Origin of the sequence: Algimonas arctica, assembly GCF_014652695.1 — a bacterium.
Taxonomy (GTDB): domain Bacteria; phylum Pseudomonadota; class Alphaproteobacteria; order Caulobacterales; family Maricaulaceae; genus Litorimonas; species Litorimonas arctica.
On the sequence record NZ_BMZH01000006.1, the window covers coordinates 1 to 25718 of the forward strand.

A 25718-nucleotide genomic window follows, 5' to 3' on the forward strand; every position below is an offset into this window, starting at 1 on the left:
AGCTGATCGTCCCAATCGCGATGGAAGAGAAGCTCCGCTTCGCCATCCGCGAAGGTGGCCGCACAGTCGGCGCCGGCGTGGTGTCAAAAATCACGGAGTAGGCCCAATCAATTTGAAGCGGGCCTGCTTCAATCCCTAACCCCGATGCGGAAGGTTATTTTTCCGCGTCGGATCGTTGTTTGAAAACATAAAAATAAAGTAGAGCCATGGCTGCCCAAAACATCCGCATTCGGTTGAAGTCATTTGACCACCGTATCCTCGACAAGTCGACCGGCGAAATCGTCGCGACGGCCAAGCGCACAGGCGCATCGGTCCGTGGCCCAATTCCGCTGCCAACGCGCATCGAGAAATTTACGGTCAACCGGTCGCCCCACGTCAATAAAAAGTCACGCGAACAGTTCGAAATTCGGACTCACAAGCGTATGCTCGACATCGTCGACCCGACACCACAAACTGTCGATGCGTTGATGAAACTCGACCTCGCCGCAGGCGTCGATGTTGAGATTAAACTGGGCGCATAGCGATCCCAACGAAAGGGAGCGGGTGAGCGCTAAGCGCTCAAGCTATCCCTTCGTACGATATTATTTTAAAAAGGCGTCCTTCGGGGCGCCTTTTTTATTGGCCTCATGCGGTCTTGGTCGACCAAAGAATGATGAAGGATCCCCCTTGGGTCCACAATGGAATTATCAAACTGATAGGCGTGCGGGACAGCCTGATCATCCACCCTAATTTGAGCCCATCTATTCGCCGCGTTCAACGTAGACTTAAATCCACAAGTACTGAAATCCTAGCGCCACGCCCAACGCGACGGTTGACCCTAAAAGATAGGGGTTGACTCGCCCTTTGTTCACAACGGCTTGCTTGAGACTATAAGCCACAAAACCAAACAGCATGGATTTGTCTAAGCTAAAAGTGAGGAATGCGATCGCACCCATGACGACGATAATAATAAGGTCAAAGTAATCTAAGCGGCTGCCGGGGTCTTTCGTGCCATATGCGGCATCAATTAACTCGGTCGTCGGTTGTAGCAGTAAGCCGACAAAGACAAGAACACCGCCAACGGCAGCAACCGGAACGAGTTGTACTAATGGGGCGAACATTAAGCTGAGCAGCATCAATACCCCGGCAACGACGGCAACCAGTCCCGTTCTTCCGCCTTGTTTAATGGCGATAGAGCTCTCGACAAAGGTGATGATTGTCGATGTTCCCATAAGCGAACCGCCAACCGTCCCCAAACTGTCAACATAAAGGGCCGCCTTAGGGTCTTTGATTTCAGGAATATCAGCCAAATTCGTACCGCGCGTAAGGCCAATAAACTTCCCAATGCTGCCGTAAAAGTCGATCATAAAGAAGATCAATAAGGCTGCCCAAGCACGGGGGTCTGTAAAAATAATAAAGATATCCAAACGACCGATCGCTTGTGTGAATTGTTCAGGTTCAGCGGCGGGGGTGTCAGCCACGATTCCGAGTGGTCTGGCGACAATCGAACAAATAATAATTGCAATCAGCATGCCGGCGGGAAAGCGGAGCGGTTTCCAGGCTAAGACCACTGAAATGACTAAGCCGAGTACCAAAAGAACGAGTTTTGGATTGGCGAACTCCCCAATACCGGTCAGCAGTCCATTTTCAAAAGTCAGGACATCGGTCACAACAAGGCCGATAACTAAGACAAATATACCTACACTGGCGGTAATCGCTGCTCTTAATCCTTCTGGAATGGCATCAATAATCTTGGGTCGGATAGGTATCAACGTCAGAAGAACACACAATATCCCGGACCAGAAGACCAAACCAAGAGCTTGTTGCCAGCTAAACCCCAACGAAACGACGACGACAAAAACGAAAAAACTACTCGATTCAAGTCCGGGCGCGACAGCAAAGGGTAATTTTGAATATACCCCCATCCAAATTGTGAAGGCGGCCGATGTAACAACTGTAGCGAAGAATGCCGCGCCAGCCGGTATGCCGGATTCCGCAAGAATAGTCGGATTCACAATGAATATATAAGACAGGCTGAGGAACAGTGCGATGCCAGCGACAACTTCTCTGAGGAGATTCGTGCCTCGCTCCTCCATAGACGATATGGTTATCTGACGAATGCTGGAGATCATTGACCTGATTCCTTTGATTGATGTTTATGCCTATTCTTTTGACGGTTTCGGCCAATGTTCGTGCCAAGTAGGGCTCCGGTTGCACTAAAGAATGCTTTCTCGGCCATGGCTGCGGAGCCCGACTTTTCAAAAAAGACCGACCCAACCCAAACCACGCTGGCCAAGAGAAAAAGGAATAGAAAAACCGCGGTTTCCCCGGCCGATGTTTCATTCATTTCTCTGATCAAAATATCTAGGTGGCGTGAAAGCCCCCACGTGAGATTCATGACGAACCCAAACGCTGCGACAAATGCGGCGGGAAGAAAGGATAAGACATTGCCAAGGAACGGGGGCTGACCAGCCACAAAGCAATAAGTACCAAAAAGAAATAGAGCGATTGTCACGAGCACGATCAGAACTATTACAAGTTCGCGCTCTCCCTCTCTACGTGTATCTATCATGTATACACCCTTAATGTTCTGAGGCACCGAAAGTCAATTACGTAGGCGCTATATATTTTTACAACTTTAAGGTGTGTATCCTGAACGTAAATGTGAAAGGTGAGGCAATCTGCACTTCTGCTGTTGACGACTCGGAATCATCTCCATAAAGCCCGCGATGTTCATAGCTGGCAGTGCTTAGGCAGACGCGGCTCACGACATTGGACTAAAAGACGGCCAGACGCTCTGATAGCGTGCTGGCCTGATTTTGTATTTGTCGTTAGTCTATCTCCCAAAACACTGTTCATATGACGCCCGAAGACCAATGAGGGTCATCAGGTGTACTTCATGAAGGATAACCTACTGATGCAACGATCAGGATTATTGGCGCGCAAACTCGGGATGACCCGGGTTTATGACGACGCCGGCAACCATATCGCTGTCACTGTTCTGGACCTGCAAGGGTGTCAGGTTGTGGCGCAAAAAACTCCTGAGCGCGACGGCTACGCCGCTTTGCAGCTCGGTTCTGGTGAAGCGAAGGTCAAACGCGTGTCTAAAGCGGAGCGCGAGCGCTTCGGTAAAGCGGGCGTAACGCCGAAACAGAAACTCGTCGAATTCCGCGTTTCTCCGGATAATATGATCGAAGTCGGCGCAGCGATGTCTGCGGAGCACTTTGTTCCGGGTCAGAAAATCGACGCCTCCGGCATTACTGTCGGTAAGGGTTTCGCTGGCGCGATGAAGCGTCACAATTTTGGTGGTCTTCGGGCCACACACGGTGTGTCAATCTCACACCGTTCACACGGCTCTACAGGGCAGTGTCAGGATCCGGGCCGCGTCTTCAAAGGTAAGAAGATGGCGGGTCACATGGGTGCGGTTCGCCGGACTTTGCAAAACCTGACGGTTGCACGTGTTGATGCTGAAGAGGGTCTGGTTTTGGTTCACGGACACGTTCCGGGTTCCAAGGGTGCGTGGATTGAGTTGCGTGACGCTGTCAAAGGCGTGAAAGCAACGGATCTGCCGATGCCAGGTAAATTTACAATGGACGCGCCTAAAGCTTCTAAAGCAAAGGCGGCTCCGGCTGCTGATGCTGCGGCGTCTAAAGGCGAGGAAGAGTAGTCATGAAGATCGATGTGACAACACTCGACGGCAAAAAGGGCGGCTCTGTCGACCTTGATGACGCTGTCTTTGGCCAAGAGCCACGCAAAGATATCCTGCACCGCATGGTCCGCTATCAGCTAGCCAAGCGCCAAGCAGGCACACACCAAGTGCAAGAGCGCGGCGATGTCTCTAAGACAACGAAGCGTATTGGTAATCAAAAAGGCGGCGGTTCAGCGCGTCACGGTAACGGATCTGTGTCACAGTTCCGCGGCGGTGCAAAAGCGCACGGTCCACGCACACGCAGCCACGCGCATGACCTGACGAAAAAGGTCCGCAAAATGGCATTGCGTCACGCTTTGTCAGCCAAGCAATCAGCGGGTGAGTTGATCATCGTTGATACGCTGAGCATCAAAAAAGCCAAAACAGCCATGTTGCGCAAGCAACTCGAAGCGATGGGCGTGACAAATGCGCTGATCGTGGGTGGTTCTGAGGTTGATACGGTCTTTGGTCGCGCTGCACGCAACATTCCAAACATCGACGTGCTGCCAAGCCAAGGTGCCAACGTGTATGACATTCTACGTCGTCACACATTGGTCTTGTCTAAAGACGCTGTCGAAGCCCTGCAGGAGCGTCTAAAATGAGCGCGAACGCCAAACATTATGATACAGTTCTGACACCCGTCATTACTGAAAAATCGACTATCGTCGCTGAGAACAACCAGATTGTTTTCCAAGTGCCTTTGTCTGCCACGAAGCCGGAAATAAAAACTGCTGTCGAACAGCTGTTCAATGTCTCCGTCATGGCCGTCAACACGATCTTGACCAAAGGGAAGACAAAGCGCTTTCGTGGTCGTCCGGGTCGTCGGAATGACGTCAAGAAGGCCATTGTTACGCTGAAAGACGGCGACACCATCGACATTGCGACGGGGCTCTAGAACCATGGCATTGAAGACATTTAACCCAACAAGCCCATCGCGGCGTCACCTGGTTCAGGTTGACCGTAGCGAGTTGCACAAAGGGCGTCCTGAAAAGGCGCTTACTGAAGGTCTGACAAAGACCGGCGGTCGCAACAACACAGGCCGCATTACATCTCGCCGTCAGGGCGGGGGTCACAAGCGCCTTTACCGGATGATTGATTTCAAACGGAATAAGGTTGGCATGGAAGCCACAGTTGTCCGTTTGGAATATGATCCGAACCGGACCGCTTTCATCGCATTGATCCAGTATAAAGACGGCGAAAAAGCTTACATCCTTGCGCCACAACGCCTCGCGGCAGGTGACACAGTCTTGTCAGCCGAAAAAGCAGACGTGAAGCCGGGCAATACCATGCCGCTTCGCTCTATGCCTGTCGGGACAATCGTTCATAACATCGAAATGAAGCCAGGTAAGGGCGGGCAGATTGCTCGTTCCGCCGGTGCCTATGCGCAGCTTGTCGGTCGGTCTGAAGGTTACGCGCAGGTGCGTCTGAAATCAGGCGAGATGCGGATGATCCACCAGACATGTCTTGCGACTGTTGGGGCGGTTTCCAACCCGGATCACATGAACATTAACCTCGGTAAAGCTGGCCGTAAGCGTTGGTTGGGCGTTCGTCCTTCTGTTCGCGGTGTGGCCATGAACCCGGTCGATCACCCCCACGGTGGTGGTGAAGGTCGGACATCCGGTGGTCGTCACCCTGTGACACCTTGGGGTAAGCCGACGAAGGGCGCACGGACGCGCTCGAACAAGGCTACTGACAAATTCATCATTCGTTCGCGTCATGCGAAGAAGAAGCGCTAGGAAAGGACGAAACTATGCCACGTTCCGTCTGGAAAGGGCCGTTTGTTGACGGTTACCTTCTGAAAAAGGCCGAGGCTTCTCATGCCGAAGGTCGTCGTAAACCGATCAAGACATGGTCGCGTCGTTCGACAATTATGCCAAATTTTGTAGGCCTGACATTTCAGGTTCATAATGGCCGAAAATTCGTGCCTGTGCTCGTCGATGAAGACATGGTCGGTCACAAGCTCGGTGAATTTTCGCCAACCCGCACTTATTACGGCCACGCGGCTGATAAAAAAGCCAAGCGGAGATAGAGACCGATGGGTAAGCAAAAACAACCGCGTCGGCTCGCCGACAATGAAGCGCGCGCTAAGCTGCGTATGATCCGCATCTCGCCGATCAAACTGAACCTTGTGGCTCAGTTGATCCGTGGCAAGAAAGTGGACGTCGCCTTGGCTGACTTGGAATTCTCGCATAAGCGGATTTCCGGTGACGTGAAAAAGGTGCTGGAAAGCGCGATCGCGAACGCTGAGAACAACCATAATCTGGACATCGATAATCTGATCGTTTCCGAAGCCTATGTCGGTAAGAACTTCGTTATGAAGCGCTTCCGGGCCCGGGCTCGCGGTCGCGGCGCGCAGATTCTCAAGCCGTTTTCCGAGCTGACAATTGTCGTCAAGGAAGTGTCTGAAGAGGAGGCCGCGTAATGGGTCAGAAGATCAATCCGATCGGCCTTCGCCTCGGTATCAATCGCACTTGGCAGTCACGCTGGTATGCCAACACGAACGATTTTGGTGATTTGCTTCACCAAGATCTGACGATCCGGAATTTCCTGACGTCAGAACTTAAAAACGCCTCTGTGTCTCGCATCGTTATCGAGCGTCCGCACAAAACATGCCGCATCACAATCTACACGGCGCGTCCGGGTGTTGTGATCGGTAAAAAAGGCGCTGACATTGAAAGCCTGCGTCTACGTGTTGCGACGATGGTTGATGGCGAAGTGTTCATCAATCTTGTCGAAGTCCGCAAGCCGGAAGTCGATGCGAACCTCGTTGCTGAAGGCATTGCCCAACAGCTTGAACGTCGCGTCTCTTTCCGTCGCGCCATGAAGCGGTCGCTGCAAAGCGCGATGCGCATGGGTGCTAAAGGCTGTAAGATCAAATTGGGTGGACGTCTTGGCGGTGCCGAGATTGCCCGGGTTGAACAATATCAAGAAGGTGCCGTGCCGTTGCATACATTGCGCGCCGACATCGACTACGGGACTGCACGCGCGATGACTGCCATGGGCATCATCGGGATCAAAGTGTGGATCAATAAAGGCGAGATCATGGAGCATGACCCATATGCCCATGAACGCCGTATGACAGAGCAGGGCGATACACGCTCGCGCGCAGGCGGCGACCGGGGCGGTCGTGGTGGCGATCGCGGCGGACGACGTCCAGCTCGTACGAACTAGGAGGCAGGCGAGATGCGTCAGCCAAAGAGAACCAAGTTCCGCAAAGCCCATAAGGGTCGGATTAAAGGCACTGCCAAAGGTGGCACGGCCCTGAATTTCGGCTCCTACGGTCTTAAGGCTCTCGAGCCTGAGCGGGTAACAGCACGCCAGATCGAAGCGACTCGTCGCGCGATCACGCGTCACATGAAACGTGCCGGTCGCGTGTGGATCCGGATTTTCCCGGATGTGCCAGTGACAAAAAAGCCTACTGAAGTCCGTATGGGTAAAGGTAAGGGTTCGGTTGAATTCTGGGCCTGTAAGGTCAAGCCGGGTCGTGTCATGTTCGAAATCGACGGTGTTAGCGATGAAGTCGCTCGCGAAGCTCTGCGCCTCGGCGCTGCGAAGCTTCCGATCAAGACAAGAATCGTCACACGTCCGGGTGAGGGCAACTAAAATGGCCGATAAAAATCTCAAAGTTGGCGAATTGCGCCAGATGACTGACGATCAGTTGTCGGAAAAGCTGTTGATGCTCAAGAAAGAGCAATTCAACCTGCGCTTCCAAGATGCAACCGGTCAGCTTCAAAGCACAGCACGCGTTCGTGAAGTTCGCCGGGCTGTTGCGCGGGTCAAAACACTTCAAGTCCAGCGTAAAGCCACGGCTACGAAGACTGACAAGAAAGCGGAGGCGTAAGCGCTATGCCAAAACGTATTCTGCGAGGCACAGTGGTGTCTGATAAGGGTAACAAGACAATCGTCGTCAAAGTTGAGCGTCAGTTCCTGCACCCGCTGCTGAAAAAGACAATTCGTCGGTCCAAGCGTTACGCGGCACACGACGAGCAAAACGTGCACAAAGTAGGCGATAAAGTTCGCATTATTGAGTGCCCGCCCAAGAGCAAAACCAAGACCTGGGAAGTCGTCACATCTGCTTAGGCAGATGTGCGCGAGACTCCCAAGCTTAGGAGAGACCAATGATTCAGATGCAATCCAATCTGGAGGTCGCGGATAATTCCGGGGCCCGCCGCGTGCAGTGCATCAAGGTGCTGGGCGGATCAAAACGCCGCTACGCACATGTTGGCGACACGATTGTCGTTTCTGTGAAGGAAGCCATTCCTCGCGGTAAAGTAAAAAAGGGTGACGTCCGTAAGGCCGTCGTCGTTCGTGTTCGTAAGGACATTCAACGTCGTGACGGCTCTGTCATCCGCTTTGATGGCAATGCTGCCGTCATTATCAATAATAACGGCGAGCCCATCGGCACGCGGATCTTTGGCCCTGTTCCTCGCGAACTGCGTGCTAAGAACCACATGAAGATCGTCTCGCTCGCACCTGAGGTGCTGTAGTCATGGCTGCGAAGATCAAAAAAGGCGACTATGTTGTCGTCATCGCCGGTGCGGATAAAGGCAAGAAGGGCAACGTCCTTCGTGTCATTCCTAAAGAGGACCGTGTTGTTGTCGAAGGCGTTCGCGTTGTAAAACGTCACGTCCGGGCCAGTCAGACTGACCCTGAAGGCGGCATCAAACAGTTCGAAGCCCCGATCCACATTTCCAATGTCGCGCACATCGATCCCCGTGATGATGTTCCAACGCGCGTTGGTTTCAAGACGCTCAAGGATGGTAAAAAAGTCCGCGTCGCCCGTAAATCGGGAGAAGTCATCGATGTCTAAGCCTTATGAACCTCGCCTCGCGGCCGTCTATCGTGACGAGATCCGCCCGGCCCTTAAAGAGCAGTTTGGTTATTCCAACGAGCTTCAGATTCCCACGGTCGAAAAAGTCGTCCTTAATATGGGTCTCGGTGAAGGCGTTGCGGATAAGAAAAAAGTCCAAGCTGCGATCGAAGAGCTCACACTGATTGCGGGTCAAAAACCTGTTCCGACAATCGCCAAACAATCCATTGCGGGCTTTAAGCTTCGTGACGGCATGATCATTGGCGCCAAAGTCACGCTCCGTCGTGACCGGATGTGGGAATTTTTGGATCGTCTAACCAACATTGCACTGCCGCGCGTTCGTGACTTTCGCGGACTGAACGCTAAGAGCTTTGACGGTAATGGGAACTTTGCCATGGGTCTGAATGACCTGTTGGTTTTCCCAGAGATCAGCTATGACAAGTCCGATGCCACTCGTGGTATGGATATCGTGGTGCAAACCAGCGCCAAAACAGATGAAGAAGCCAAGGCATTGTTGGCCGCGCTTTCGTTCCCCTTCCGTAAATAATCGGACGTCGGACCAAAAGCGAACGCAACGAGCTAAGCGGGAACCCCTCAACATATAGGGTTCTCCCCGCACAGGAGAAAATTTGAATGGCTAAAGTCAGTTCAGTCGAACGCAATCTAAAGCGTCAACGTTTGGTGGCTCAGTATGCCGCGAAACGCGCACTGCTTAAAGATATTGCCCGCGACAAAGACCTTCCGGTCGAAGAGCGTTTCGGCGCTCAGTTGAAACTTGCGGCCTTGCCGCGGAATTCAGCCCCTTCGCGTATCCGTAACCGTTGTCAGGTTACCGGTCGTCCGCGCGGTTATTACCGGAAAATGAAAATGAGCCGGATCGCATTGCGCGAATACGGTAGCCAGGGTCTGATCCCTGGTCTCACGAAATCCAGTTGGTAGGAGGGTAGACCATGTCTTTTTCCGATCCCCTCGGCGATATGCTCACGCGTATTCGTAATGCGATCATGCGGGGCCGTACGTCGGTCTCGACACCCGCCTCTAATCTTCGCGGCGCCGTCTTGAACGTGCTCGCTGACGAAGGCTTCATCCGCGGTTTCTCTGAAGCCAAAGATGATAAGGGCTTTCGCGTCTTTAACATCGAATTGAAATATTACGAAGGCGACGCCGTTATCCGTGAAATTAAACGGATTTCTAAACCCGGCCGCCGCGTATATTCTTCGGTCAAAACGTTGCCACAAGTCCGTAACGGTCTTGGCATCGCCATCTTGTCCACGCCCAAGGGCGTCATGAGCGACACCGCTGCCCGCGAACATAACGTCGGCGGCGAAGTCCTCTGTCAAGTCTCCTAGGAAAGGGCGAGCAATGTCACGAATCGGCAAAAAGCCCATCGCAGTCCCTGCTGGCGTCACGCTGACGCAAAAGGGCCAGTCCATTTCGGTCAAAGGACCGAAAGGAGAGCTATCCTTCGTGCTTCCCGACGCCGTTGTCGGAGAGTTCAAGGATAATGAGTTGACAATCACGGATGTTGAGGGCGTCAAAAACGCCAGCGCTATGTGGGGCATGGCCCGCACAATGGTCTCAAACATGATTGAAGGCGTCACAAAGGGTTACAGCAAAGCGCTGGAACTCCGGGGCGTTGGTTATCGCGCGCAAGCACAAGGCACTGGCCTGACGATGCAGCTCGGTTACTCTCACGATATTAATTACACACCGCCTGCCGGCATCACGATTGAGGCGCCTAAGCCAACATCAGTGATCGTTTCCGGGATCAACAAGCAGCAAGTCGGTCAAGTCGCAGCTGAAATTCGCGCCTTCCGCAAACCTGAGCCTTATAAAGGCAAGGGTGTTCGCTATGTTGGCGAATATGTGCGCCAGAAAGAAGGGAAGAAGAAGTAATGGCTTCCACTGCCCACAAATTAATGAAACGCCGGGCGCAACGCGTTCGTCGTCGTCTCAAAAAACATTCGCAAGGTCGTCCGCGTTTGTCAGTTACTCGTTCCGACAAGAATATTTCGGTTCAGGTGATCGACGATGCACAGGGCATCACCGTTGCTTCCGCCTCGACGCTTGAAGATAAGAGCCAAAAAGGGTCCGACGTTGCTGCGGCAACACGGATCGGCACTTTGATCGCCGAACGCGCAACCAAAGCGGGTGTCACCGACGTGGTCTTTGATCGCGGCGCTTATCTTTATCATGGCCGCGTCAAGGCGCTGGCTGACGCCGCGCGTGAAGCCGGCCTGAAATTCTAGGATAAACGATATGGCAGGCAGAAATGACAACCGCCGCGGCGGTCGTAACGACGAACAAGACAGCGAGTTCATTGACCGTCTCGTCCACATTAATCGTGTGGCTAAGACTGTTAAGGGGGGCCGGAACATGAGTTTCGCCGCACTCGTCATCGTAGGTGATGAAAAAGGCCGGGTCGGCTTCGGTAAGGGTAAGGCACGTGAAGTGCCAGAAGCCATCCGTAAGGCGACTGAAGAAGCCAAGAAAACAATGATCCGCGTGCCCTTGCGGGAAGGCCGGACCTTGCACCATGATGTCAAAGGACGTCACGGGGCTGGTAAAGTCATGATGCGTGCAGCCCCTCCCGGGACTGGCGTGATCGCAGGTGGTCCAATGCGGGCTGTTCTTGAATGCCTCGGCATTCAGGATGTTGTTGGCAAATCCATCGGGACGTCCAATCCTTACAACATGGTTCGGGCGACTTTTGATGCGCTAAAGCGTATGGAAAGCCCACGGACTGTCGCGTCTAAGCGCGGTAAGAAGGTCGCAGATATCGTCGAGCGTCGCTCCGACGGCGCATCTGCACCGGAAGCATTGGAGGCTTAGATGGCTGCCAAGAAAACATTAAAGGTTCGCCAAACAGGCTCGCCGATTCGTCGTAAGCCGGATCAGCGCCAAACCCTGGTTGGTCTTGGACTGAATAAAATGGGCCGCGTCCGTGAGCTCGAAGATACGCCGTCTGTGCGCGGCATGATCAAAAAAGTCTCCCACATGGTGGAGATCGTCGAAGAGTAGTCCCCCGGCTCCTTGAGTCTTCGGAAACCTCTCGAAAGGTAAATACAATGCGTTTGAACGAATTATCAGACAATCCGGGCGCAACAAAAGCCCGTAAACGTGTCGGTCGTGGTATCGGCTCCGGTAAAGGTAAAACCGGCGGTCGTGGTGTCAAAGGTCAGAAATCCCGTTCCGGTGTTTCGATCAATGGCTTTGAGGGCGGCCAAATGCCGATCCACATGCGCCTGCCGAAACGTGGTTTTAACAAGCCGAACCGTTTGCGTTTTGCTGAGCTGTCCATCGTGAACCTAGAGCGCGCGATCCAAGCCGGTAAAATCAAAAAAGGCGACAAGCTTGACGCCGAAGCCCTTGTCCGCGCGGGTGTTATCCGCCGCTCACATGATGGTGTTCGCATCATCGGTGCCGGTGAATTGAGCCAGCCATTGGATCTTCACGTTGCATCCGCGACAAAAGGTGCTCTCGCGATTGTTGAGGGGGCCAAAGGCTCCATCACAATGGTCGAAGGTAAGCCTGAGCGCGTGATGAAAGACAAAGCAGACGGCACAGAGCCGAAAGCCAAGAAGCCTGCAAAAGCGAAAAAAGCTGATGTTGTGGCTGAAGATAAGCCTGCGAAAAAAGCACCGGCTAAAAAGGCCGCTGCCAAAAAAGACGATGCTGACTCTGAGTATCTTGCCAAAACGCAGGATTATGATGCTGATGCGGACAATGCCGTTGTGACAAAAATCGAGAAATATCTCGGGGCGTCACTCTCAAACCGCGACGCGAAATATGTGTCGTGTAGTGATGAGACGGAATTGGAAACAATCGTCAAAGGCTTCATGAAGAAAAAGTTGGGCATCGATGATAAAGATGCGGCCATGGAGAAGGTGAAAGCCGTCTGTGAAACCATGAAGCCGACACGGATGAAAAACCGCGTCACATTCTACTACTTGCTTGCCAAAAACGAAGGCAAGCTAGGCGAATTCTAGTTAGCCTACCCCATTTGACCCCGGCGCAACTGCGGCGGGGTCTTTCGCTTTTGGGACACCGTCCCTAGCTAAGGAAGATATCCGCAACGCCGCGTCATTTCTTCGCGCGTTCGCGAAGAGGACCTTCGATCATGGTATCAGCCGCAGAACAGCTTGCGCAGAACTTCCGGCCCGGGACCTTTTTTAAGGCCAAGGAGCTGCAGCAGCGCCTTCTCTTTACTCTCGGTATTCTCGTCATCTATCGCCTTGGAACCTACATCCCGGTTCCGGGTGTCGATTTAGGTATGTTTGAGAGCTTTCTCAGCAGCGGCACATCCGGTGGCTTTGGCGACCGATTGAATATGTTCTCTGGCGGTGCCGTAGAACGGATGGCGATTTTCGCGCTTAACGTGATGCCTTACATCTCTGCGTCGATCATTATGACGCTGATGAAGGGGTCTGTTCCAAGCCTAAAAGAGCTGGACAAAGAGGGCCAGCAAGGCCGCCAACAGATCAACCAATATACGCGCTACCTCACGCTCGTTCTCGCGGCGTTCCAAGCCTTTGGTGTGGCCAAGCTGATTGAAAAATCCGGTGCGGCGATTGATCCGGGTGTGTTCTTCCAAACTTCGACTGTGATTACATTGGTCGGCGGGACGATGTTCCTGATGTGGCTTGGTGAACAGATCACGGCGCGGGGTGTCGGTAACGGCGTTTCTTTGATCATCTTCGCGGGTATTGTTGCAGAGCTGCCGCGCGCGATCTTCCAGGTCTTCTCGCTGAATAGCTCGTCTTCTGTTGTCTCGACGCAACTCCTGATCTTCCTCATCGTGATGTTTATCGCCCTATCGATGCTGATTGTTTACGTCGAACGCGCGCAACGTCGCCTGTTGGTGCAATATCCAAAGCGTCAAATGGCGCGGGGCCGTCAGTTCGGGGGCGAAAGCTCCTTTATGCCGCTTAAGCTCAATACGGCCGGTGTTATCCCACCGATCTTTGCAAGCTCGCTTTTGATCCTGCCAACAACACTCGCGCCTCTTATGCTGGGCCAAGATGGTTCCGGCGCGTCTGGCGTGGCGACAACGCTTCTGGCTGCGCTTGGTTATGGTCAGCCGATCTATCTCGCGCTGTATGCCTTGCTGATTGTCTTCTTTTGTTATTTCTACGTTCCTTACGTTTTCAAGCCAGATGATGTGGCGGATAATTTGCGTAAGAATGGCGGTTTTCTTCCCGGTATTCGTCCGGGCGCGCGGACGGCTGATTACCTCAGCTATGTCTTGTCTCGCCTGACGTTTATCGGCGCGTTTTATGTCGCCTTTGTCTGTGTTGTGCCTGAGCTTGTGATTGCGCAGAATGACGGAATTCCACCGTCTGTCGCGATGCTGATCGGCGGGATGAGCTTGCTGATTATTGTTTCTGTGACCTTGGATACGGTCGCGCAGATTCAGTCGCACTTGATCGCGCACCAGTATGAAGGCCTGATCAAGAAATCACGCATGCGCCGTAGAGCTAAAAAGTAAGCCCGCAGGGGTGGGGAGCACATGTCGATGACTGATCGAAAGCTAAATCTCATTTTGTTCGGCCCTCCTGCGGCTGGCAAAGGCACACAAGCCAAACGGCTTGTCGCCGATCACGCGCTTATCCAACTTTCAACGGGCGATATGTTACGCGCCGCTGTGGCTAGCGGCTCAGAGCTCGGCGAACGCGTTAAGCTGATCATGCAGCGCGGGGACTTGGTCTCTGATGACATCGTGATCGCGCTGATCGAAGATCAAATTAATCAAAATCCTGACGCGGCCGGGTTCATCTATGATGGTTTCCCGCGTACAGTGCCGCAAGCCGAAGCGCTTGATGCTGCGCTCGCGTCACGCGGCATGGCGATCGACTCGGTCATTCGTTTGGTCGTGGATGACACCGCACTGATGGACCGGATCAAGACGCGATTCGCAGAACAGGGACGCAAAGACGATAATCCTGAGAGTTTCGCGATTCGTCTCGGAAATTACAATAAACAGACGGCCCCGTTGCTCCCGTATTATGTGGCACAGGGCAAATTAGCCGAAGTTGATGGGATGCAGAGCATCGAATCTGTGTCGACTCAGGTCGGTGATGTGCTAAAGATGATCAAGGCCGCAAAAAGCCCTCAGAAAAAGGGTTTCTTCGCACGTCTTTTCTCACGCTGACTGACATCGCTGCTGCGTTCCTGTTGACGGAACTGTGGTTGCGGATTAAGGGAGCGCCCTTCGCGAAGGTGGCGCGTAATCCGCCTATATCCCTATGGGAAACGCTCTTTGTATTAAGAGCACAAGAAACAAGCGGACTGCCATTGCGGTCCAAAGCGCACCCGACCATCCCGGTCTAGGTTCGCCAGGAAGAAGGAAGAGCATTGTGGCTCGTATCGCTGGGGTAAATATCCCGACCAATAAGCGCGTAAAAATCGCGCTCACGTATATCCATGGTATCGGTCCGGCGAAAGCCCTCGAGATCGTCACGGCCGTTGGCATTGCTGACGATCGTCGTGTCCAAGATCTGACTGATTCTGAAGTTTTGAGCATTCGCGAAGCGATTGATCGCGACCACATGGTCGAAGGTGATCTGCGCCGCGAAGTTAGCCAGAACATCAAGCGCCTTATGGATATGGGTAACTATCGTGGCCTGCGTCACCGTCGTGGTCTTCCGACCCGTGGTCAGCGGACACATACCAATGCTCGTACCCGTAAGGGTCCCGCCAAAGCCATTGCCGGCAAGAAGAAGTAGGACGAAACAATGGCTAAGGAACCAGGTCGCGTCCGCCGTGCGGATCGCAAGAACATCACATCGGGCGTTGCCCACGTGAATTCAACATTCAACAATACAATCATCACCATCACCGACGCACAGGGTAACGCTGTTGCTTGGTCGTCTGCAGGGACAATGGGCTTTAAAGGATCGCGTAAATCGACTCCTTATGCAGCTCAGGTCGCCGCAGAAGACGCCGCAGCAAAAGCTCAAGAGCACGGCATGAACACATTGGAAGTCAATGTGAACGGTCCTGGCTCTGGTCGCGAATCGGCTGTCCGTGCATTGCAAGCGGCTGGTTTCACCATCACGACTATTCGTGACGTGACACCAATTCCACACAATGGCTGTCGTCCGCCTAAGCGCCGTCGCGTTTAGACGCTTCGGTTTAATCGGCACGTCTACGCCGAGTTAGTTTCTACAGCCTGCCGGAGAGACGTTTCCGGCAAGGCTTACAGCCCCGAATATCGGGGTTTTCCCAGGAGAGGGAACCCACCATGATCGAAAAGAACTGGCAAGAGCTTATCCGTCCGATCAACCCGGAAATCGAACCGGGCCGTAATCCAGAACGCAAAGCCACGATCACGGCTGAGCCGTTGGAGCGTGGCTTTGGTATGACACTGGGTAATGCGCTGCGTCGCGTCCTATTGTCGTCCCTGCAAGGGTCGGCTGTCTCGGCTGTGCAGATCGACGGTATCGTTCACGAATTTACATCTATCCCGGGCGTCCGCGAAGACGTCACGAATATCGTTCTTAACATTAAAGGCCTGACGGTCCGTTTGCACGCGGAAGGTCCTAAGAAAGTCCTGCTCCGTCATACGGGTTCAGGTCCTGTCACAGGTCACGATATTGAAGAAACGGCTGACGTCGAAATCCTCAATAAAGATCACATCATCTGCACCGCCGACGAAGGCGCCGACATCCGTATGGAACTGACCATTACCTCTGGTAAAGGCTATGTCCCTGCGTCAGCGTCCCGTCCCGAAGATGCGCCGATTGGTCTGATTTCGATTGATGCGCTTTATTCGCCCGTCAAACGCGTGGCTTACCGCGTCGAAGATACTCGCGAAGGCCAAGTGCTCGACTATGATAAGCTGCTAATCGATATCGAAACCAATGGTGCTGTGTCGCCTGAGGATTCTATCGCTGTTGCTGCGCGGATCCTTCAGGATCAGTTCCAAGTCTTCGTCAACTTTGATGATCCAGAAGACACGGTTCGCGGCGAAGAGAAGCCAGAGCTCGACTTTAACCCAGCGCTGCTGCGTAAGGTTGATGAGCTTGAGTTATCTGTGCGTTCAGCCAACTGCCTCAAGAACGATAATATCGTTTACATTGGTGATCTGATTCAAAAATCCGAAGCCGAAATGCTCCGGACCCCGAACTTTGGTCGCAAATCTCTGAACGAGATCAAAGAAGTGCTCGCCGCTATGGGTCTGCACCTCGGTATGGATGCGCCAAACTGGCCACCAGAAAACATTGAAGAACTCGCCAAGAAATACGACGATCATATCTAGGCTCCTCTCATAAAAGAGAACGCCTGATTTCAGGTCGCACGTTTTAAAGCTAAGGAATTTTTGCCATGCGCCATCGCATTGCCCACCGCAAACTGAACAAAACAGCCTCACACCGTAAGGCTATGTTCGCAAACATGTCATCGAGCCTCGTCGAGCACGAGCAAATCGTCACGACATTGCCGAAAGCCAAAGAGCTTCGTCCATTCGTAGAGAAGCTCGTCTCACTCGCCAAAAAAGGCGATCTTGGCTCCCGCCGTATCGCCATCGCGCGTATGCGGAACAAGGAACAAGCTAGGAAGCTTTTTGATATTCTCGGCCCACGCTATGCGGAACGCTCCGGCGGTTATATTCGCATCATGAAAGCCGGTTACCGCTATGGCGATAACGCGCCTATGGCTGTTATCGAATTTGTTGACCGGGACGAAAGTGCCAAAGGCAAAATCGATCGCGAACGCGCAGAAGCGGCTGACGCATAGCGTCAGGCAAAAGCTCCTTAATGAGCTTTTGACGTCAGAGCGCCGACGTCTCAATACGTCGGGGTCTCAATCTATATTAAAAGACCTGCCTCACGGCAGGTCTTTTTTTTTGGCGGATGCGCGATAGGTAGGAAATCAGCGGCAGACGTCGTCCTGAGGAAACGGACTTTAATCTCCAGAGTCCACACGATCCAAGCTTCTCAAACGCTCACAATTGGATTGTCAGGTTTGAGGTCAAAGTCTTGGCTTTCTTTGTGCGGACATGCCTAACCCAAAACGGGGAACCACATACCCAGCGTGGTTAAACCCACGCCGACTGTGGTGGCCAGCGCGGCGAACCACAGGAAGATAGCGAAGGCGAAGCGGACGCGGCTACTCGGTCCAACTTTGATCCGCCAGTAAACTTCGTACAAGACGACCGGTAAGAATTGTAGGACTGACATAGCGTCGATAAACCACCCCGTACCATTCGATTGGTCTATGCCGATGCCTCCCGTCAGGACAAACCAGATCATAATCAGAACTCTGAAGAACCAGACCGCACTGGCGGCAAGGAATAACCGCGTGGCCCAACGCATATGCACAGTGAATTTGCGTTGCCGCGCATAACGGACGGTTTGCCAAGCGAACCATAAGATCAAAAATCCTTGGAAGGCGAATCCGGCCCGCAGGGTCCAAGCGCCAATCCCGCGCGCCACCAGCATATAGGCCCCAGTGGCGACAACGATAATAACGGTGACAACAAAAGCCCGGCCAGACCATCGGTGGAAGGCGGGAAACTTGGCGCGAACGGCGGGCACGAGTTGCAAGGGCCCGAAGAAATGGATGATAACTGCCAACGCCAAATGCGCCGCCACAGCGACATTTCCAAATGTTCGGCTCTGCACATAGGCGTCCGATAAATGCGCATTCATACCGGCCGGGTTGCCAGCGATAAGAGGTCCGCCATAGGCATAAAGGATATAGGCAACAAATATCCACTGACCGATTAAGACCGGGGTATACCAAGCCGACGCGGCAATCTTCAGGGCTTTGATTGACCGGGGAGACGGGACACTTATATCTGACATTCGATAAAAATACATCGATAAACGATAACTGTCAATTGCTTATGTTTGGATTAATCCATGGACGTGGCGTGCCTAAGATATAGCGAACCAAAGACGTAAACTGCGCTTCGTTTTTGATGGGCGTTAAGTCAGGTTCGATAATCTTCCAAACAAACCTGATCTTCGTTAACCGTTGATAGACTTACCCGCCGGGATCGGGTTGACGGGGAAAAATCCCGCGCCTCATTGAGCACGCGCAAATTGTTTCGACATTGCCAGCAGCCAAAGCGCTTCGTTCATTTTTTTGTTGGGCGGATGTGCGCGCGTTGCGCCTGTGTCGTCCAAAAACTAGGGGCTCAACGTAGCCTTTGAATAACCTCTGGGGTTAAACCGTGTCTTTTGAGGGCCTGAGGCCAAACTCAACGAAGGGGTGGTTTTTATCTCCTCCGCTTTCGGCGTGAAAGGCCAATCCCATTTGCAGACTTTGCGCAATCCGTTGCGCCATGGCGTGCATAGCAACGGACTGCTCTGGCAATAAGACGGCGTCGGCCGTGTCTTTGAACAGAGCGAGCCAGCGCGTGAAATGGGCTGGGGTCAAGCCCTCTATGGCGACATGTTTGCGCATGGGATTGCCCGTAAATCGCCCCGTCTTGAGGAAAATAGAACTCCAAAAATCAATGATATGGTCGTGATGTTGAGGCCAAGCCTCAGCCGCAATTTTCGTCGCAAAGATCGGGGCCAGAACGGGGTCTTGCCGAACCCGCGCGTAAAAGGCGTGGACGATTGTTTTAATACACGCTTCATCAATGGGGGCTGACATCTCTAGCGAATGACAAAGGGTAGGGTGCAAAACATCGCAATGATCCCCCAAAAGATCATGTTGATCATGGACCGGAAAATTCCGCCATCACTATCGACGGCAATATTGAGCGAAGACAGAACAGTCGTTCCCGGGAACAGAAAAATTACGGCGAGTTGACGGAGCACAGCCATGATAAACCTATAATAAGTAAACTATTTGCGTATTATATAGATCAGCTTTATAGGGGCGTCAAGCTGCGGGCGTATGGCCTACCGAAAGAGAGGGTTTATGAATATTACGACGTTTTCGGATTATGCCTTGCGCGTGCTCATTTACCTGGCGGTCGATGAGGCCGAGAAATCCACGGCCAAAGATATTGCGGCCTCCTACGATATTTCATTCCATCATGTGGCAAAGGCGGCGCAATGGTTAGCGCGCGAGGGCTATATACACGCCGAACGCGGACGATCGGGGGGCATATCGTTAAGTCGGCTTGCGCAAGACATTAATGTCGGCGAGCTCGTGCGCGCGACGGAAGCGGGGACGGCTCTCGTTGACTGTATGCGTGTGGACGGGGGCGCTTGCTCTATCCGTCCCGCCTGCGGGTTGAAACAGGCCTTAGCCGAAGCCCAAGACGCCTTTTATGCCGTCTTAGACAGGGTCAGTCTGGCGGATGTTGTCGTAAAACGCTCCGCACTGAGCCAATTACTTACTGTGGGAGATTGATATGGCAGCGACATTACCCGAGCCGGTCAAGAAATACGCCGAATCCCCAATTTTTACAGAACAGACGGTCCCGAAGAAATTAACGCGGGAACATGACACCAAGCCGGGTGTCTGGGGGCGCCTGATTGTCTTGAAGGGCGAACTTGATTTCGTCATTCCCGGTCTTCCGGCCATAACGGACCGCATCGACATACATGCCCCTGCGATCATAGAGCCCACAGTCTTGCATTACCTCGTGTTGGATGGGCCCGTGACGTTCAAAATAGAATTCCTCAAATAGATCGCACAGCCAGAGTTTCGCGTCGGCAAGGGGTGAGGGTTATTTGAAACACCCCGGCGGGCGGTTTCAGATGGGTTTCTCAAGGGTCATTGTCTGCGTCATTGTCTGGGTCATGGGCGTGACATCCGGTTCAACCACATGCCAAACTAACCCCATCTTGCGCAAGGCTTGAAGAACCCACCAGCCGGGATCGGGCTGCCCCGGAAATAGACCCAATCGCGCGCTCTCTGGAAAGGCGTGATGGTTGTTGTGATAGGCTTCGCCAAAGGTGATGAGGCCAAAGCCACGAACATTATGCCCTTGGGTGCAATGTCCTTCATTATGGAAATCGCGATGACCTTGATTGTGGGCGACCCAACCGACCGCCCAATGTCCGAAGATTGAAAGGCTGATCCGGCCACATACCGCCCACGCGACAAATCCGGGGCCGCCGCCCCATAATAAAAGCAATGCCACGGGAATCTGTTGGGCGAAGGCCGTCAATTGCAGGCGCTGCATCGTGCGACTGGACTGATAGAGCGCACTCGGCTCAAAGTCTGGGGGGTGGTCGAGCTTTAAGGCACCATGCACTTGCCAGAAAAATCACGTAGTGGGCCATGCCCATGACGCAAATAGGGGTGGCAATCCGCCTGCCGCTGAGCCCAGTCGCGTAGGTCATGTGTGTGCATCATGGTGCGTGGACCGCCGAGTCCCACCAACGTTCCGAGCCAGACCCCGATCAGCGTTAGCCAGTGTGGGCAGTCAAAGCTTTCATGGATTAAGCGTCGATGCATCCCGAGCGAATGCCCTCCGCACAGAACGATAGCGCACGCGACAAAGAACGCGGCCACAGCGGCCCAACTAAACCAGATATAGCCTCCAATAATCCAACCTGCGGTTATTGCGCTCCACCAAAGTGATTTTACCGGGTCCCAAGTGACGCACCCTGCGACAGGGTCCGCTTCGCGCGTCTTGATTATCCTCGCCGTGATATCTCTCATTGTGCGGGTCCAAGAATATCACGCAGCGCGTAATCCAGACCGTCACCGACGGCTTTCTTTTGTAGCGGTGCAAAATACCATGCGGGGGCGAGCTTACGCTCATACCCGACCGTGATGGTGACTTGGGTCTGTCCCGTTGTGAGCGGGGTCATCTCGAGCGCCCACGTCTCGAAATTCATGTAATGCGACAGGTAACTATCGTCATGGATAAAGCGCGCCCGGAGCCGCGTCGGGGTGCTTTCCGTGAATTCCATGACTGTCGTGCCACGGTGCACATTGATGTGGGCCAATCCCCAACGGCGATATTCCATATGCGCGGTATGTATCGTGCCGATGTCCAGTGATTGAGCATCGACGGAGATCGGGCGCGGAAACAACGCGAGGAAACGAGACCGCCCGGCGGCCGGATAAGTATGACCAATAATATTGGCGCGGACTTGTGCGGGTGTGAGGTCGAGAACAGCCGTGCGACTGACGGTGGTCGCTTTGTCAGGACCGAGTGAAACCCCTGTGCCGGGAATGCCTTCTAAAGACAGAATCACAATGATCATCGGAATCAGGCTAGACCGCAGATGCTGTCCGGGTCCGCCGTCACTATTTTCGCTTAATATACTGTCGCTGGGGGCTTTCATATATCGCGAGTTCGTCGCGATGATCAGAATCGCGAAGAAAAAATAAATCGGCAGGAACATAACGACACAGAGGAACCCCTCAAAGAGCAGCAGTGACGTGGACAACATGACTATCAAGGCCGTCCGCATATGGGTCCACAGCCGTGCCCAAAACCCGATCCCGGATGCCGGAGGTGTCACGAGATAAATGAGAACCCCGACAAGATAGGGGATGAGCACGTATAGCACCGCGCTTTCACGCATCCATTGTGTGCCGAGCGCGAAGCGCGTCATGCCAGAGGCCGCCGCAATCAACAGAAGGTATCGGATCCAGATCGGTTTCGGACCTGCCTGCGTAAACCATTGCCATCGCGTCATGATTGCCTCCTCCGAGGTGCGGTCAGCTTTTACTTAAACCAAGCAGCGCGACGATCCGGTCACCGAGGCGTACAAGTCGGGTCAGGGTGCGGACGGGCAGCGCCTGCATTTGGCTGTACCAGCGGTCCATATCGGCGGTGAAGGCGTGCATCTCGCGGAGGCGGCGACGCTGTTCGTCCGAGACCTGAATGTCGCCCTCCGCGTCGCTAAGGCAATGCGCAAGCGTTTCGAGCGCCGGATCAATCTCGCGGGCCTTACGGACGGCGGCAATTCGGCGCGCTAAGTCCCACACATCGGTTTCGGCAGTAAAATGATCGCGCCGTTCGCCCGCGACGGGAACGCGTCGGACGATTTTATACCCCATGAGTTCCTTGAGACTGTTGCTGACATTACTGCGCGCAATTCCCAGTGCTTCGCTGATTTCGTCGGCGGGAAGGGGATGCTCGGTGATGTAGAGAAGCGCGTGAATCTGCGCGATGGATCGGTTTACCCCCCATTGCTGCCCCATGTCGCCCCAGTGCAAGATGAACCGACGCACGGCTTCGGGCATCACATCAATTGTTTTCGTTATTTCTGTCATAACAGAAACATAAGAAATAAAGACCGGAAATGCAAGGCCGAAGCTCCCGCTATTTCGCCAGACGGTGGGCGAACTGTGGGCTGATGTACCGCGCGGTCATCCCGTCACGATTCTGAGTTTAGAGTGACAGACGCACCTCGTTCAGATACGAAAAGTTGAAGGCGTTGGGTCCGTAATTGAGCGACCCAGCCCAAACCGGAGGAGACGTGGCGATTTCAAGCAAAGACGGAAAGGAGGGTAGCGCGGGCTCAGTGATACCTCAATCGGCGTCTGTTTTGAGAAATGACGCGACGGCACAGGCTGAAATTGACGCTGAACGCGCGCCAGCCGCGCAGGCCACGCATCTTCCGAACCGCGCAGCCCTGATGACCGAAAAATCCCTGTCAGCGTCGAAGCGCGATGCCATATGGCTCACCGCAATTGCGGATAATCGTGACGCGACTGCGCTCACGGCGCTGTTCGAGGTTTACAGTCCAAAGCTCATAGGGTGGCTGATGGCGCGCGGTGCGGGCGGGTCTACGGCGGAAGACGCGGTGCAAGATGTGATGATCAAAGTGTGGACCAGCGCACATATGTTCGATCCGTCGAAGGCGTCATTTGCGACGTGGGTTTACCGCATGACGCGTAACCGCTGGATTGATCATCAGCGCAAACATGGGCGCATGGATGTGCGGGACCCGGAGTTGATGAAAACCATTGCGGATGAAGAAGTGCCGAGTGCCGAGACGGGTTATATGGAGCAGCAGGATAGTCATTGGGTCAATGACGAAATCGCCAAGCTAACCCCGTCGCAACAGGTGGCGATCCGGATGGCCTATATGGAATTTAAGACGCACAAAGAGATTTCCAAGGAAACGGGCTTGCCGCTCGGGACCGTTAAAACCCGCATCCGCTCTGCTATGCAAGCGCTCAAGGCGAATATGGGGGAGCGCGACCCGGACTAACCGGGCCGCTGTTTTTAGGATGACCTGAGGGTCGACTAGTCAGACGGGTCCGTCTTGGTTGCGTCCATTTTGGCGGGGTCATATTTCGCGAACCAGCCCATGATATTATCCGTCTTTGCGATCAGGCGGCTCGGACGGCTCGCGATGTAATGTGGCGAGTCCGGAACACGGATTAAGGCCGTGTCGACACCGTTCATTTTCAGCCCCGTGTAGAACTGTTCCGCTTCCCATGCGGGTGTGCGGAAGTCCTGTTCCCCTACCATCATCAGAGTCGGGGTCGTGACTTTATCGACCATCATAATCGGAGAGAAATCAAGATAGGCGGCTGGGTCCTTCCACGGATCGGCGCGGATCCAGTGACGACGCACATATTGTCCAATATCCGCGGCCAAGGCCATCGTCATCCAATTGATAACGGGTTTGACCGACGCGGCCGCAGCAAAACGGTCCGTCTTACCCACGGTCCAAGCCGTCAGGATGCCGCCGCCAGAACCGCCTGTGACGAACAAGCGTTTTGAATCGGCATACGAGCGTTCGACGAGGCTATCGACGATATCCATCAGGTCTTGATAATCATCGCCGGGATAGGCGAGATCAATCAATTGCGCGAAGTCCTGACCGTAGCCTGTTGACCCGCGTGGATTGACATAAACAGTGACGTAGCCTTCTGCCGCATAACGTTGAATTTCGCTGGCGAAATACGGGCCATACATCGTGTTTGGTCCGCCGTGAATTTCAAGGATGAGCGGGAAGCTCCCGTCTGCCTTGAAGTCAGCGGGAAGGGCAACCCACGCTTCGATTTCTATACCGTCAACGGAGGAGGCGACTTTGATCTCTTCAACCGTGGCCATGTCGAGATAGGGTAATAGGTCCGCATTCAGATCCGTCAAAGTGCGGGCGGATCGTCCGGGTGTTTGCACGGCGATGTCTGCCGGTTTGTCCGTTGATCCGATAGTGAAGGCGACGGTCGGCGTGTCCGTTTGTGAAATACTAAAACTGCCGCTCGCATAGGGCCGCCCGATGGATGTGCCGCCGATATTGGTGGCCACAGTTTTCGCGCGGCCATTACCCGTGCCGACCGCGATGACATCGATGACGCCTTTATTTTCGACCTGTGCGTAAATCGTCCGATTGTCGCTGCTCCACGACAAACCTCCGAAGGATGAGTCAATTTCCGCCGCCAATTGGCGCTTGTTCGATCCATCAGCGTCCATGATGTAAAGGCGTGTGTCCTGATAGGCTTTGAGCATATCGTCATAGCCGACATAGGCGATGCGGGACCCATCCGGTGAAACAGAAGCGCCGCCGTCCGGACCGTCCCGGCTCGTCAAAGGCGACAGGGAAAGATCACTGAGATTGACGGCGTAAATCTCACTTTCAACCGGATCCATGTCCCGGTCTTCGGCCATATTGCCTTGCACAAGCAGGGTTCCTTGACCGAGCCATTGCGGATTACTGAAATCGACTTCACCGGAGGTAATTTGGCGCACGGAGCCGCCGTCAGTCGACAGTGTGAACACATGTGTGGCGCCTTCGCGCAGATAGCCGGCGCCATCGAAACGAAAGCTCATATCGTCAAAGACGCGGACGGGGGCATTCCACTCCGCCCCTTTAGGCGCGGCGATCGGCGTCGCGAAGGCGGGAGTTTTTCCAGGCACGAACTGTGTGAACGCAATCGTTTTGCCATCCGGAGACCAGGCCGCGCTGCCTGGACCTTCGGAGAATTGCGCAAGCGAGACACTGTCACGACTATCCATATAGAAGAGGCGTAAATCTGGACGACCGTCCGTTGCGGTCGAATAAAGCAGTTGCGTTCCGTCTGGCGACCAACGGGGTCCGCCTTTTGACGATCCGCCGACAATCAGGGGACGGTGTGCGCCACTGGCGATGTCGAGCGTCCAAATGTCGCCGCGATCCGTGTCGGTTTGGCGGTCCATCGAGCGACGGACATAGGCGATGGTTTTTCCGTCGGGTGAAATCTGTGGGTCGCTGGCATATTCAATGTCAAAAACGCGCTCTGCGGTGAAGCGTTTCGACGCGGTGTCATCAGCTTGTGCGAGGCTGGGGGAGAGGGCGGCGAGCGCCAGTAGGCTCGCTCCCGCGATGATAAACTGCTTCATGAAATTCGCCTTTCGATCAATCAATTGTCGTTGCC

General features: G+C 53.8%; 41 protein-coding genes and 1 pseudogene. 32 read left to right on the top strand and 10 right to left on the bottom strand.

Annotated features, from left to right (window positions below; all coding sequences use genetic code 11):
• Both IE105_RS08265 and rpsJ read left to right on the top strand, forming a co-directional pair.
• Positions 1-101, top strand: a 101-nt coding sequence (locus tag IE105_RS08265; RefSeq protein ID WP_233353933.1) for an EF-Tu C-terminal domain-related protein, incomplete at its 5' end; no start/stop codon positions are given.
• Between the two features lie 105 nt (positions 102-206).
• Positions 207-521, top strand: a complete 315-nt coding sequence (gene rpsJ / locus IE105_RS08270) for a 30S ribosomal protein S10 (RefSeq protein WP_189497333.1) — start codon at positions 207-209, stop codon at positions 519-521.
• 243 nt (positions 522-764) lie between these two features.
• Here rpsJ and IE105_RS08275 read toward each other — a convergent pair whose 3' ends face one another.
• Both IE105_RS08275 and IE105_RS08280 read right to left on the bottom strand, forming a co-directional pair.
• Positions 765-2111 (bottom strand): NCS2 family permease, encoded by a 1347-nt coding sequence (locus IE105_RS08275; RefSeq protein WP_189497335.1) that lies wholly within the window; start codon positions 2109-2111, stop codon positions 765-767.
• Positions 2108-2551 carry a hypothetical protein gene (locus tag IE105_RS08280; RefSeq protein WP_189497337.1) on the bottom strand — a complete coding sequence of 148 codons (444 nt, stop codon included), beginning with the start codon at positions 2549-2551 and terminating at the stop codon, positions 2108-2110. The genes IE105_RS08275 and IE105_RS08280 overlap by 4 nt, the downstream gene beginning before the upstream one ends.
• Positions 2552-2878: 327 nt before the next feature.
• Between IE105_RS08280 and rplC the strand changes: the two genes are divergently transcribed.
• The 27 genes and pseudogenes from rplC to rplQ all read left to right on the top strand — a co-directional run bounded on the left by rplC (position 2879) and on the right by rplQ (position 17213).
• On the top strand, positions 2879-3646 hold the full coding sequence (gene rplC, locus IE105_RS08285) for a 50S ribosomal protein L3 (protein WP_233354070.1): 768 nt from the start codon (positions 2879-2881) through the stop codon (positions 3644-3646).
• Positions 3647-3648: 2 nt separating this feature from the next.
• Complete coding sequence (gene rplD / locus IE105_RS08290; protein WP_189497339.1) at positions 3649-4269, top strand: 50S ribosomal protein L4; 621 nt, start codon at positions 3649-3651, stop codon at positions 4267-4269.
• Positions 4266-4562 (top strand): 50S ribosomal protein L23, encoded by a 297-nt coding sequence (locus IE105_RS08295; protein ID WP_189497341.1) that lies wholly within the window; start codon positions 4266-4268, stop codon positions 4560-4562. Before rplD ends, IE105_RS08295 begins: the two co-directional genes overlap by 4 nt.
• Before the next feature lie 4 nt (positions 4563-4566).
• The gene (gene rplB, locus IE105_RS08300; RefSeq protein WP_189497343.1) at positions 4567-5403 is read left to right on the top strand and encodes a 50S ribosomal protein L2; all 837 of its coding nucleotides are present in this window, start codon (positions 4567-4569) and stop codon (positions 5401-5403) included.
• Between the two features lie 14 nt (positions 5404-5417).
• On the top strand, positions 5418-5696 hold the full coding sequence (gene rpsS / locus IE105_RS08305) for a 30S ribosomal protein S19 (protein ID WP_189497345.1): 279 nt from the start codon (positions 5418-5420) through the stop codon (positions 5694-5696).
• 6 nt (positions 5697-5702) lie between these two features.
• Positions 5703-6089: a 50S ribosomal protein L22 gene (gene rplV / locus IE105_RS08310; RefSeq protein WP_189497347.1), complete on the top strand. Its 387-nt coding sequence runs from the start codon at positions 5703-5705 to the stop codon at positions 6087-6089.
• Positions 6089-6838, top strand: a complete 750-nt coding sequence (gene rpsC / locus IE105_RS08315) for a 30S ribosomal protein S3 (RefSeq protein WP_189497349.1) — start codon at positions 6089-6091, stop codon at positions 6836-6838. The genes rplV and rpsC overlap by 1 nt, the downstream gene beginning before the upstream one ends.
• A 12-nt stretch (positions 6839-6850) precedes the next feature.
• Positions 6851-7270 (top strand): 50S ribosomal protein L16, encoded by a 420-nt coding sequence (gene rplP / locus IE105_RS08320; RefSeq protein ID WP_189497351.1) that lies wholly within the window; start codon positions 6851-6853, stop codon positions 7268-7270.
• Between the two features lies 1 nt (position 7271).
• Positions 7272-7508, top strand: coding sequence for a 50S ribosomal protein L29 (rpmC, locus tag IE105_RS08325; protein WP_189497353.1), 237 nt, complete (start codon positions 7272-7274; stop codon positions 7506-7508).
• 5 nt (positions 7509-7513) lie between these two features.
• Complete coding sequence (gene rpsQ, locus IE105_RS08330; protein ID WP_189497355.1) at positions 7514-7747, top strand: 30S ribosomal protein S17; 234 nt, start codon at positions 7514-7516, stop codon at positions 7745-7747.
• Positions 7748-7785: 38 nt separating this feature from the next.
• Positions 7786-8154 carry a 50S ribosomal protein L14 gene (rplN, locus tag IE105_RS08335; protein ID WP_189497357.1) on the top strand — a complete coding sequence of 123 codons (369 nt, stop codon included), beginning with the start codon at positions 7786-7788 and terminating at the stop codon, positions 8152-8154.
• A 2-nt stretch (positions 8155-8156) separates the two neighbouring features.
• The gene (rplX, locus tag IE105_RS08340; protein WP_189497360.1) at positions 8157-8477 is read left to right on the top strand and encodes a 50S ribosomal protein L24; all 321 of its coding nucleotides are present in this window, start codon (positions 8157-8159) and stop codon (positions 8475-8477) included.
• A complete protein-coding gene (gene rplE, locus IE105_RS08345; RefSeq protein ID WP_189497362.1) occupies positions 8470-9024 on the top strand; it encodes a 50S ribosomal protein L5 in 555 nt (184 codons plus the stop codon). Before rplX ends, rplE begins: the two co-directional genes overlap by 8 nt.
• 86 nt (positions 9025-9110) lie before the next feature.
• Positions 9111-9416, top strand: a complete 306-nt coding sequence (gene rpsN / locus IE105_RS08350; RefSeq protein WP_189497364.1) for a 30S ribosomal protein S14 — start codon at positions 9111-9113, stop codon at positions 9414-9416.
• An 11-nt stretch (positions 9417-9427) separates the two neighbouring features.
• Positions 9428-9826 (top strand): 30S ribosomal protein S8, encoded by a 399-nt coding sequence (gene rpsH, locus IE105_RS08355; protein ID WP_189497366.1) that lies wholly within the window; start codon positions 9428-9430, stop codon positions 9824-9826.
• 13 nt (positions 9827-9839) lie between these two features.
• Positions 9840-10373 (top strand): 50S ribosomal protein L6, encoded by a 534-nt coding sequence (gene rplF / locus IE105_RS08360; RefSeq protein ID WP_189497368.1) that lies wholly within the window; start codon positions 9840-9842, stop codon positions 10371-10373.
• Positions 10373-10726, top strand: coding sequence for a 50S ribosomal protein L18 (gene rplR / locus IE105_RS08365; protein ID WP_189497370.1), 354 nt, complete (start codon positions 10373-10375; stop codon positions 10724-10726). The genes rplF and rplR overlap by 1 nt, the downstream gene beginning before the upstream one ends.
• Positions 10727-10736: 10 nt before the next feature.
• Positions 10737-11309: a 30S ribosomal protein S5 gene (rpsE, locus tag IE105_RS08370; protein ID WP_189497372.1), complete on the top strand. Its 573-nt coding sequence runs from the start codon at positions 10737-10739 to the stop codon at positions 11307-11309.
• A complete protein-coding gene (gene rpmD, locus IE105_RS08375; RefSeq protein ID WP_189497374.1) occupies positions 11310-11498 on the top strand; it encodes a 50S ribosomal protein L30 in 189 nt (62 codons plus the stop codon). It begins immediately after the preceding gene.
• Positions 11499-11545: 47 nt separating this feature from the next.
• A pseudogene (gene rplO / locus IE105_RS15660) lies at positions 11546-12001 on the top strand (50S ribosomal protein L15); the annotation flags it as partial.
• Positions 12002-12019: 18 nt separating this feature from the next.
• Positions 12020-12466, top strand: a complete 447-nt coding sequence (locus tag IE105_RS15665; protein ID WP_373299070.1) for a DUF2853 family protein — start codon at positions 12020-12022, stop codon at positions 12464-12466.
• A 131-nt stretch (positions 12467-12597) separates the two neighbouring features.
• The gene (gene secY / locus IE105_RS08385) at positions 12598-13965 is read left to right on the top strand and encodes a preprotein translocase subunit SecY (protein WP_189497377.1); all 1368 of its coding nucleotides are present in this window, start codon (positions 12598-12600) and stop codon (positions 13963-13965) included.
• Positions 13966-13992: 27 nt separating this feature from the next.
• Positions 13993-14628 (top strand): adenylate kinase, encoded by a 636-nt coding sequence (locus tag IE105_RS08390; protein ID WP_189497714.1) that lies wholly within the window; start codon positions 13993-13995, stop codon positions 14626-14628.
• Between the two features lie 205 nt (positions 14629-14833).
• Positions 14834-15202, top strand: coding sequence for a 30S ribosomal protein S13 (gene rpsM / locus IE105_RS08395; protein WP_189497379.1), 369 nt, complete (start codon positions 14834-14836; stop codon positions 15200-15202).
• A 9-nt stretch (positions 15203-15211) separates the two neighbouring features.
• Entirely contained in the window at positions 15212-15601 is a 390-nt protein-coding gene (gene rpsK, locus IE105_RS08400) for a 30S ribosomal protein S11 (RefSeq protein WP_189497381.1), read from the top strand.
• Positions 15602-15720: 119 nt separating this feature from the next.
• A complete protein-coding gene (locus IE105_RS08405) occupies positions 15721-16737 on the top strand; it encodes a DNA-directed RNA polymerase subunit alpha (protein WP_189497383.1) in 1017 nt (338 codons plus the stop codon).
• A 65-nt stretch (positions 16738-16802) separates the two neighbouring features.
• Complete coding sequence (gene rplQ, locus IE105_RS08410; RefSeq protein WP_189497385.1) at positions 16803-17213, top strand: 50S ribosomal protein L17; 411 nt, start codon at positions 16803-16805, stop codon at positions 17211-17213.
• Positions 17214-17479: 266 nt separating this feature from the next.
• Here the strand turns inward: rplQ and IE105_RS08415 are convergent, their stop codons facing one another.
• From IE105_RS08415 to IE105_RS08425, 3 genes are all read right to left on the bottom strand, one after another.
• Positions 17480-18283: a DUF2306 domain-containing protein gene (locus tag IE105_RS08415; protein ID WP_189497387.1), complete on the bottom strand. Its 804-nt coding sequence runs from the start codon at positions 18281-18283 to the stop codon at positions 17480-17482.
• Positions 18284-18647: 364 nt separating this feature from the next.
• Entirely contained in the window at positions 18648-19082 is a 435-nt protein-coding gene (locus IE105_RS08420; RefSeq protein ID WP_189497388.1) for a group III truncated hemoglobin, read from the bottom strand.
• A 2-nt stretch (positions 19083-19084) separates the two neighbouring features.
• Positions 19085-19255, bottom strand: coding sequence for a hypothetical protein (locus tag IE105_RS08425; RefSeq protein WP_189497390.1), 171 nt, complete (start codon positions 19253-19255; stop codon positions 19085-19087).
• Between the two features lie 97 nt (positions 19256-19352).
• Between IE105_RS08425 and IE105_RS08430 the strand changes: the two genes are divergently transcribed.
• Both IE105_RS08430 and IE105_RS08435 read left to right on the top strand, forming a co-directional pair.
• On the top strand, positions 19353-19790 hold the full coding sequence (locus IE105_RS08430; RefSeq protein ID WP_189497392.1) for an RrF2 family transcriptional regulator: 438 nt from the start codon (positions 19353-19355) through the stop codon (positions 19788-19790).
• A gap of 1 nt (position 19791) precedes the next feature.
• Complete coding sequence (locus IE105_RS08435; RefSeq protein WP_189497394.1) at positions 19792-20070, top strand: TehB-like domain-containing protein; 279 nt, start codon at positions 19792-19794, stop codon at positions 20068-20070.
• A 66-nt stretch (positions 20071-20136) separates the two neighbouring features.
• Here the strand turns inward: IE105_RS08435 and IE105_RS08440 are convergent, their stop codons facing one another.
• The 4 genes from IE105_RS08440 to IE105_RS08455 form a co-directional block, all read right to left on the bottom strand.
• Positions 20137-20526 carry a fatty acid desaturase gene (locus tag IE105_RS08440; RefSeq protein ID WP_233354072.1) on the bottom strand — a complete coding sequence of 130 codons (390 nt, stop codon included), beginning with the start codon at positions 20524-20526 and terminating at the stop codon, positions 20137-20139.
• A gap of 98 nt (positions 20527-20624) precedes the next feature.
• Positions 20625-21050: a hypothetical protein gene (locus IE105_RS08445; protein WP_189497398.1), complete on the bottom strand. Its 426-nt coding sequence runs from the start codon at positions 21048-21050 to the stop codon at positions 20625-20627.
• Complete coding sequence (locus IE105_RS08450; protein WP_189497400.1) at positions 21047-22039, bottom strand: hypothetical protein; 993 nt, start codon at positions 22037-22039, stop codon at positions 21047-21049. The genes IE105_RS08445 and IE105_RS08450 overlap by 4 nt, the downstream gene beginning before the upstream one ends.
• Before the next feature lie 22 nt (positions 22040-22061).
• Complete coding sequence (locus tag IE105_RS08455; protein WP_189497402.1) at positions 22062-22619, bottom strand: GbsR/MarR family transcriptional regulator; 558 nt, start codon at positions 22617-22619, stop codon at positions 22062-22064.
• A 176-nt stretch (positions 22620-22795) separates the two neighbouring features.
• Between IE105_RS08455 and IE105_RS08460 the strand changes: the two genes are divergently transcribed.
• Positions 22796-23563, top strand: a complete 768-nt coding sequence (locus IE105_RS08460) for an RNA polymerase sigma factor (protein WP_189497404.1) — start codon at positions 22796-22798, stop codon at positions 23561-23563.
• Positions 23564-23598: 35 nt separating this feature from the next.
• Here IE105_RS08460 and IE105_RS08465 read toward each other — a convergent pair whose 3' ends face one another.
• The gene (locus IE105_RS08465) at positions 23599-25683 is read right to left on the bottom strand and encodes an alpha/beta hydrolase family protein (protein WP_189497406.1); all 2085 of its coding nucleotides are present in this window, start codon (positions 25681-25683) and stop codon (positions 23599-23601) included.
• Positions 25684-25718: the final 35 nt, after the last annotated feature.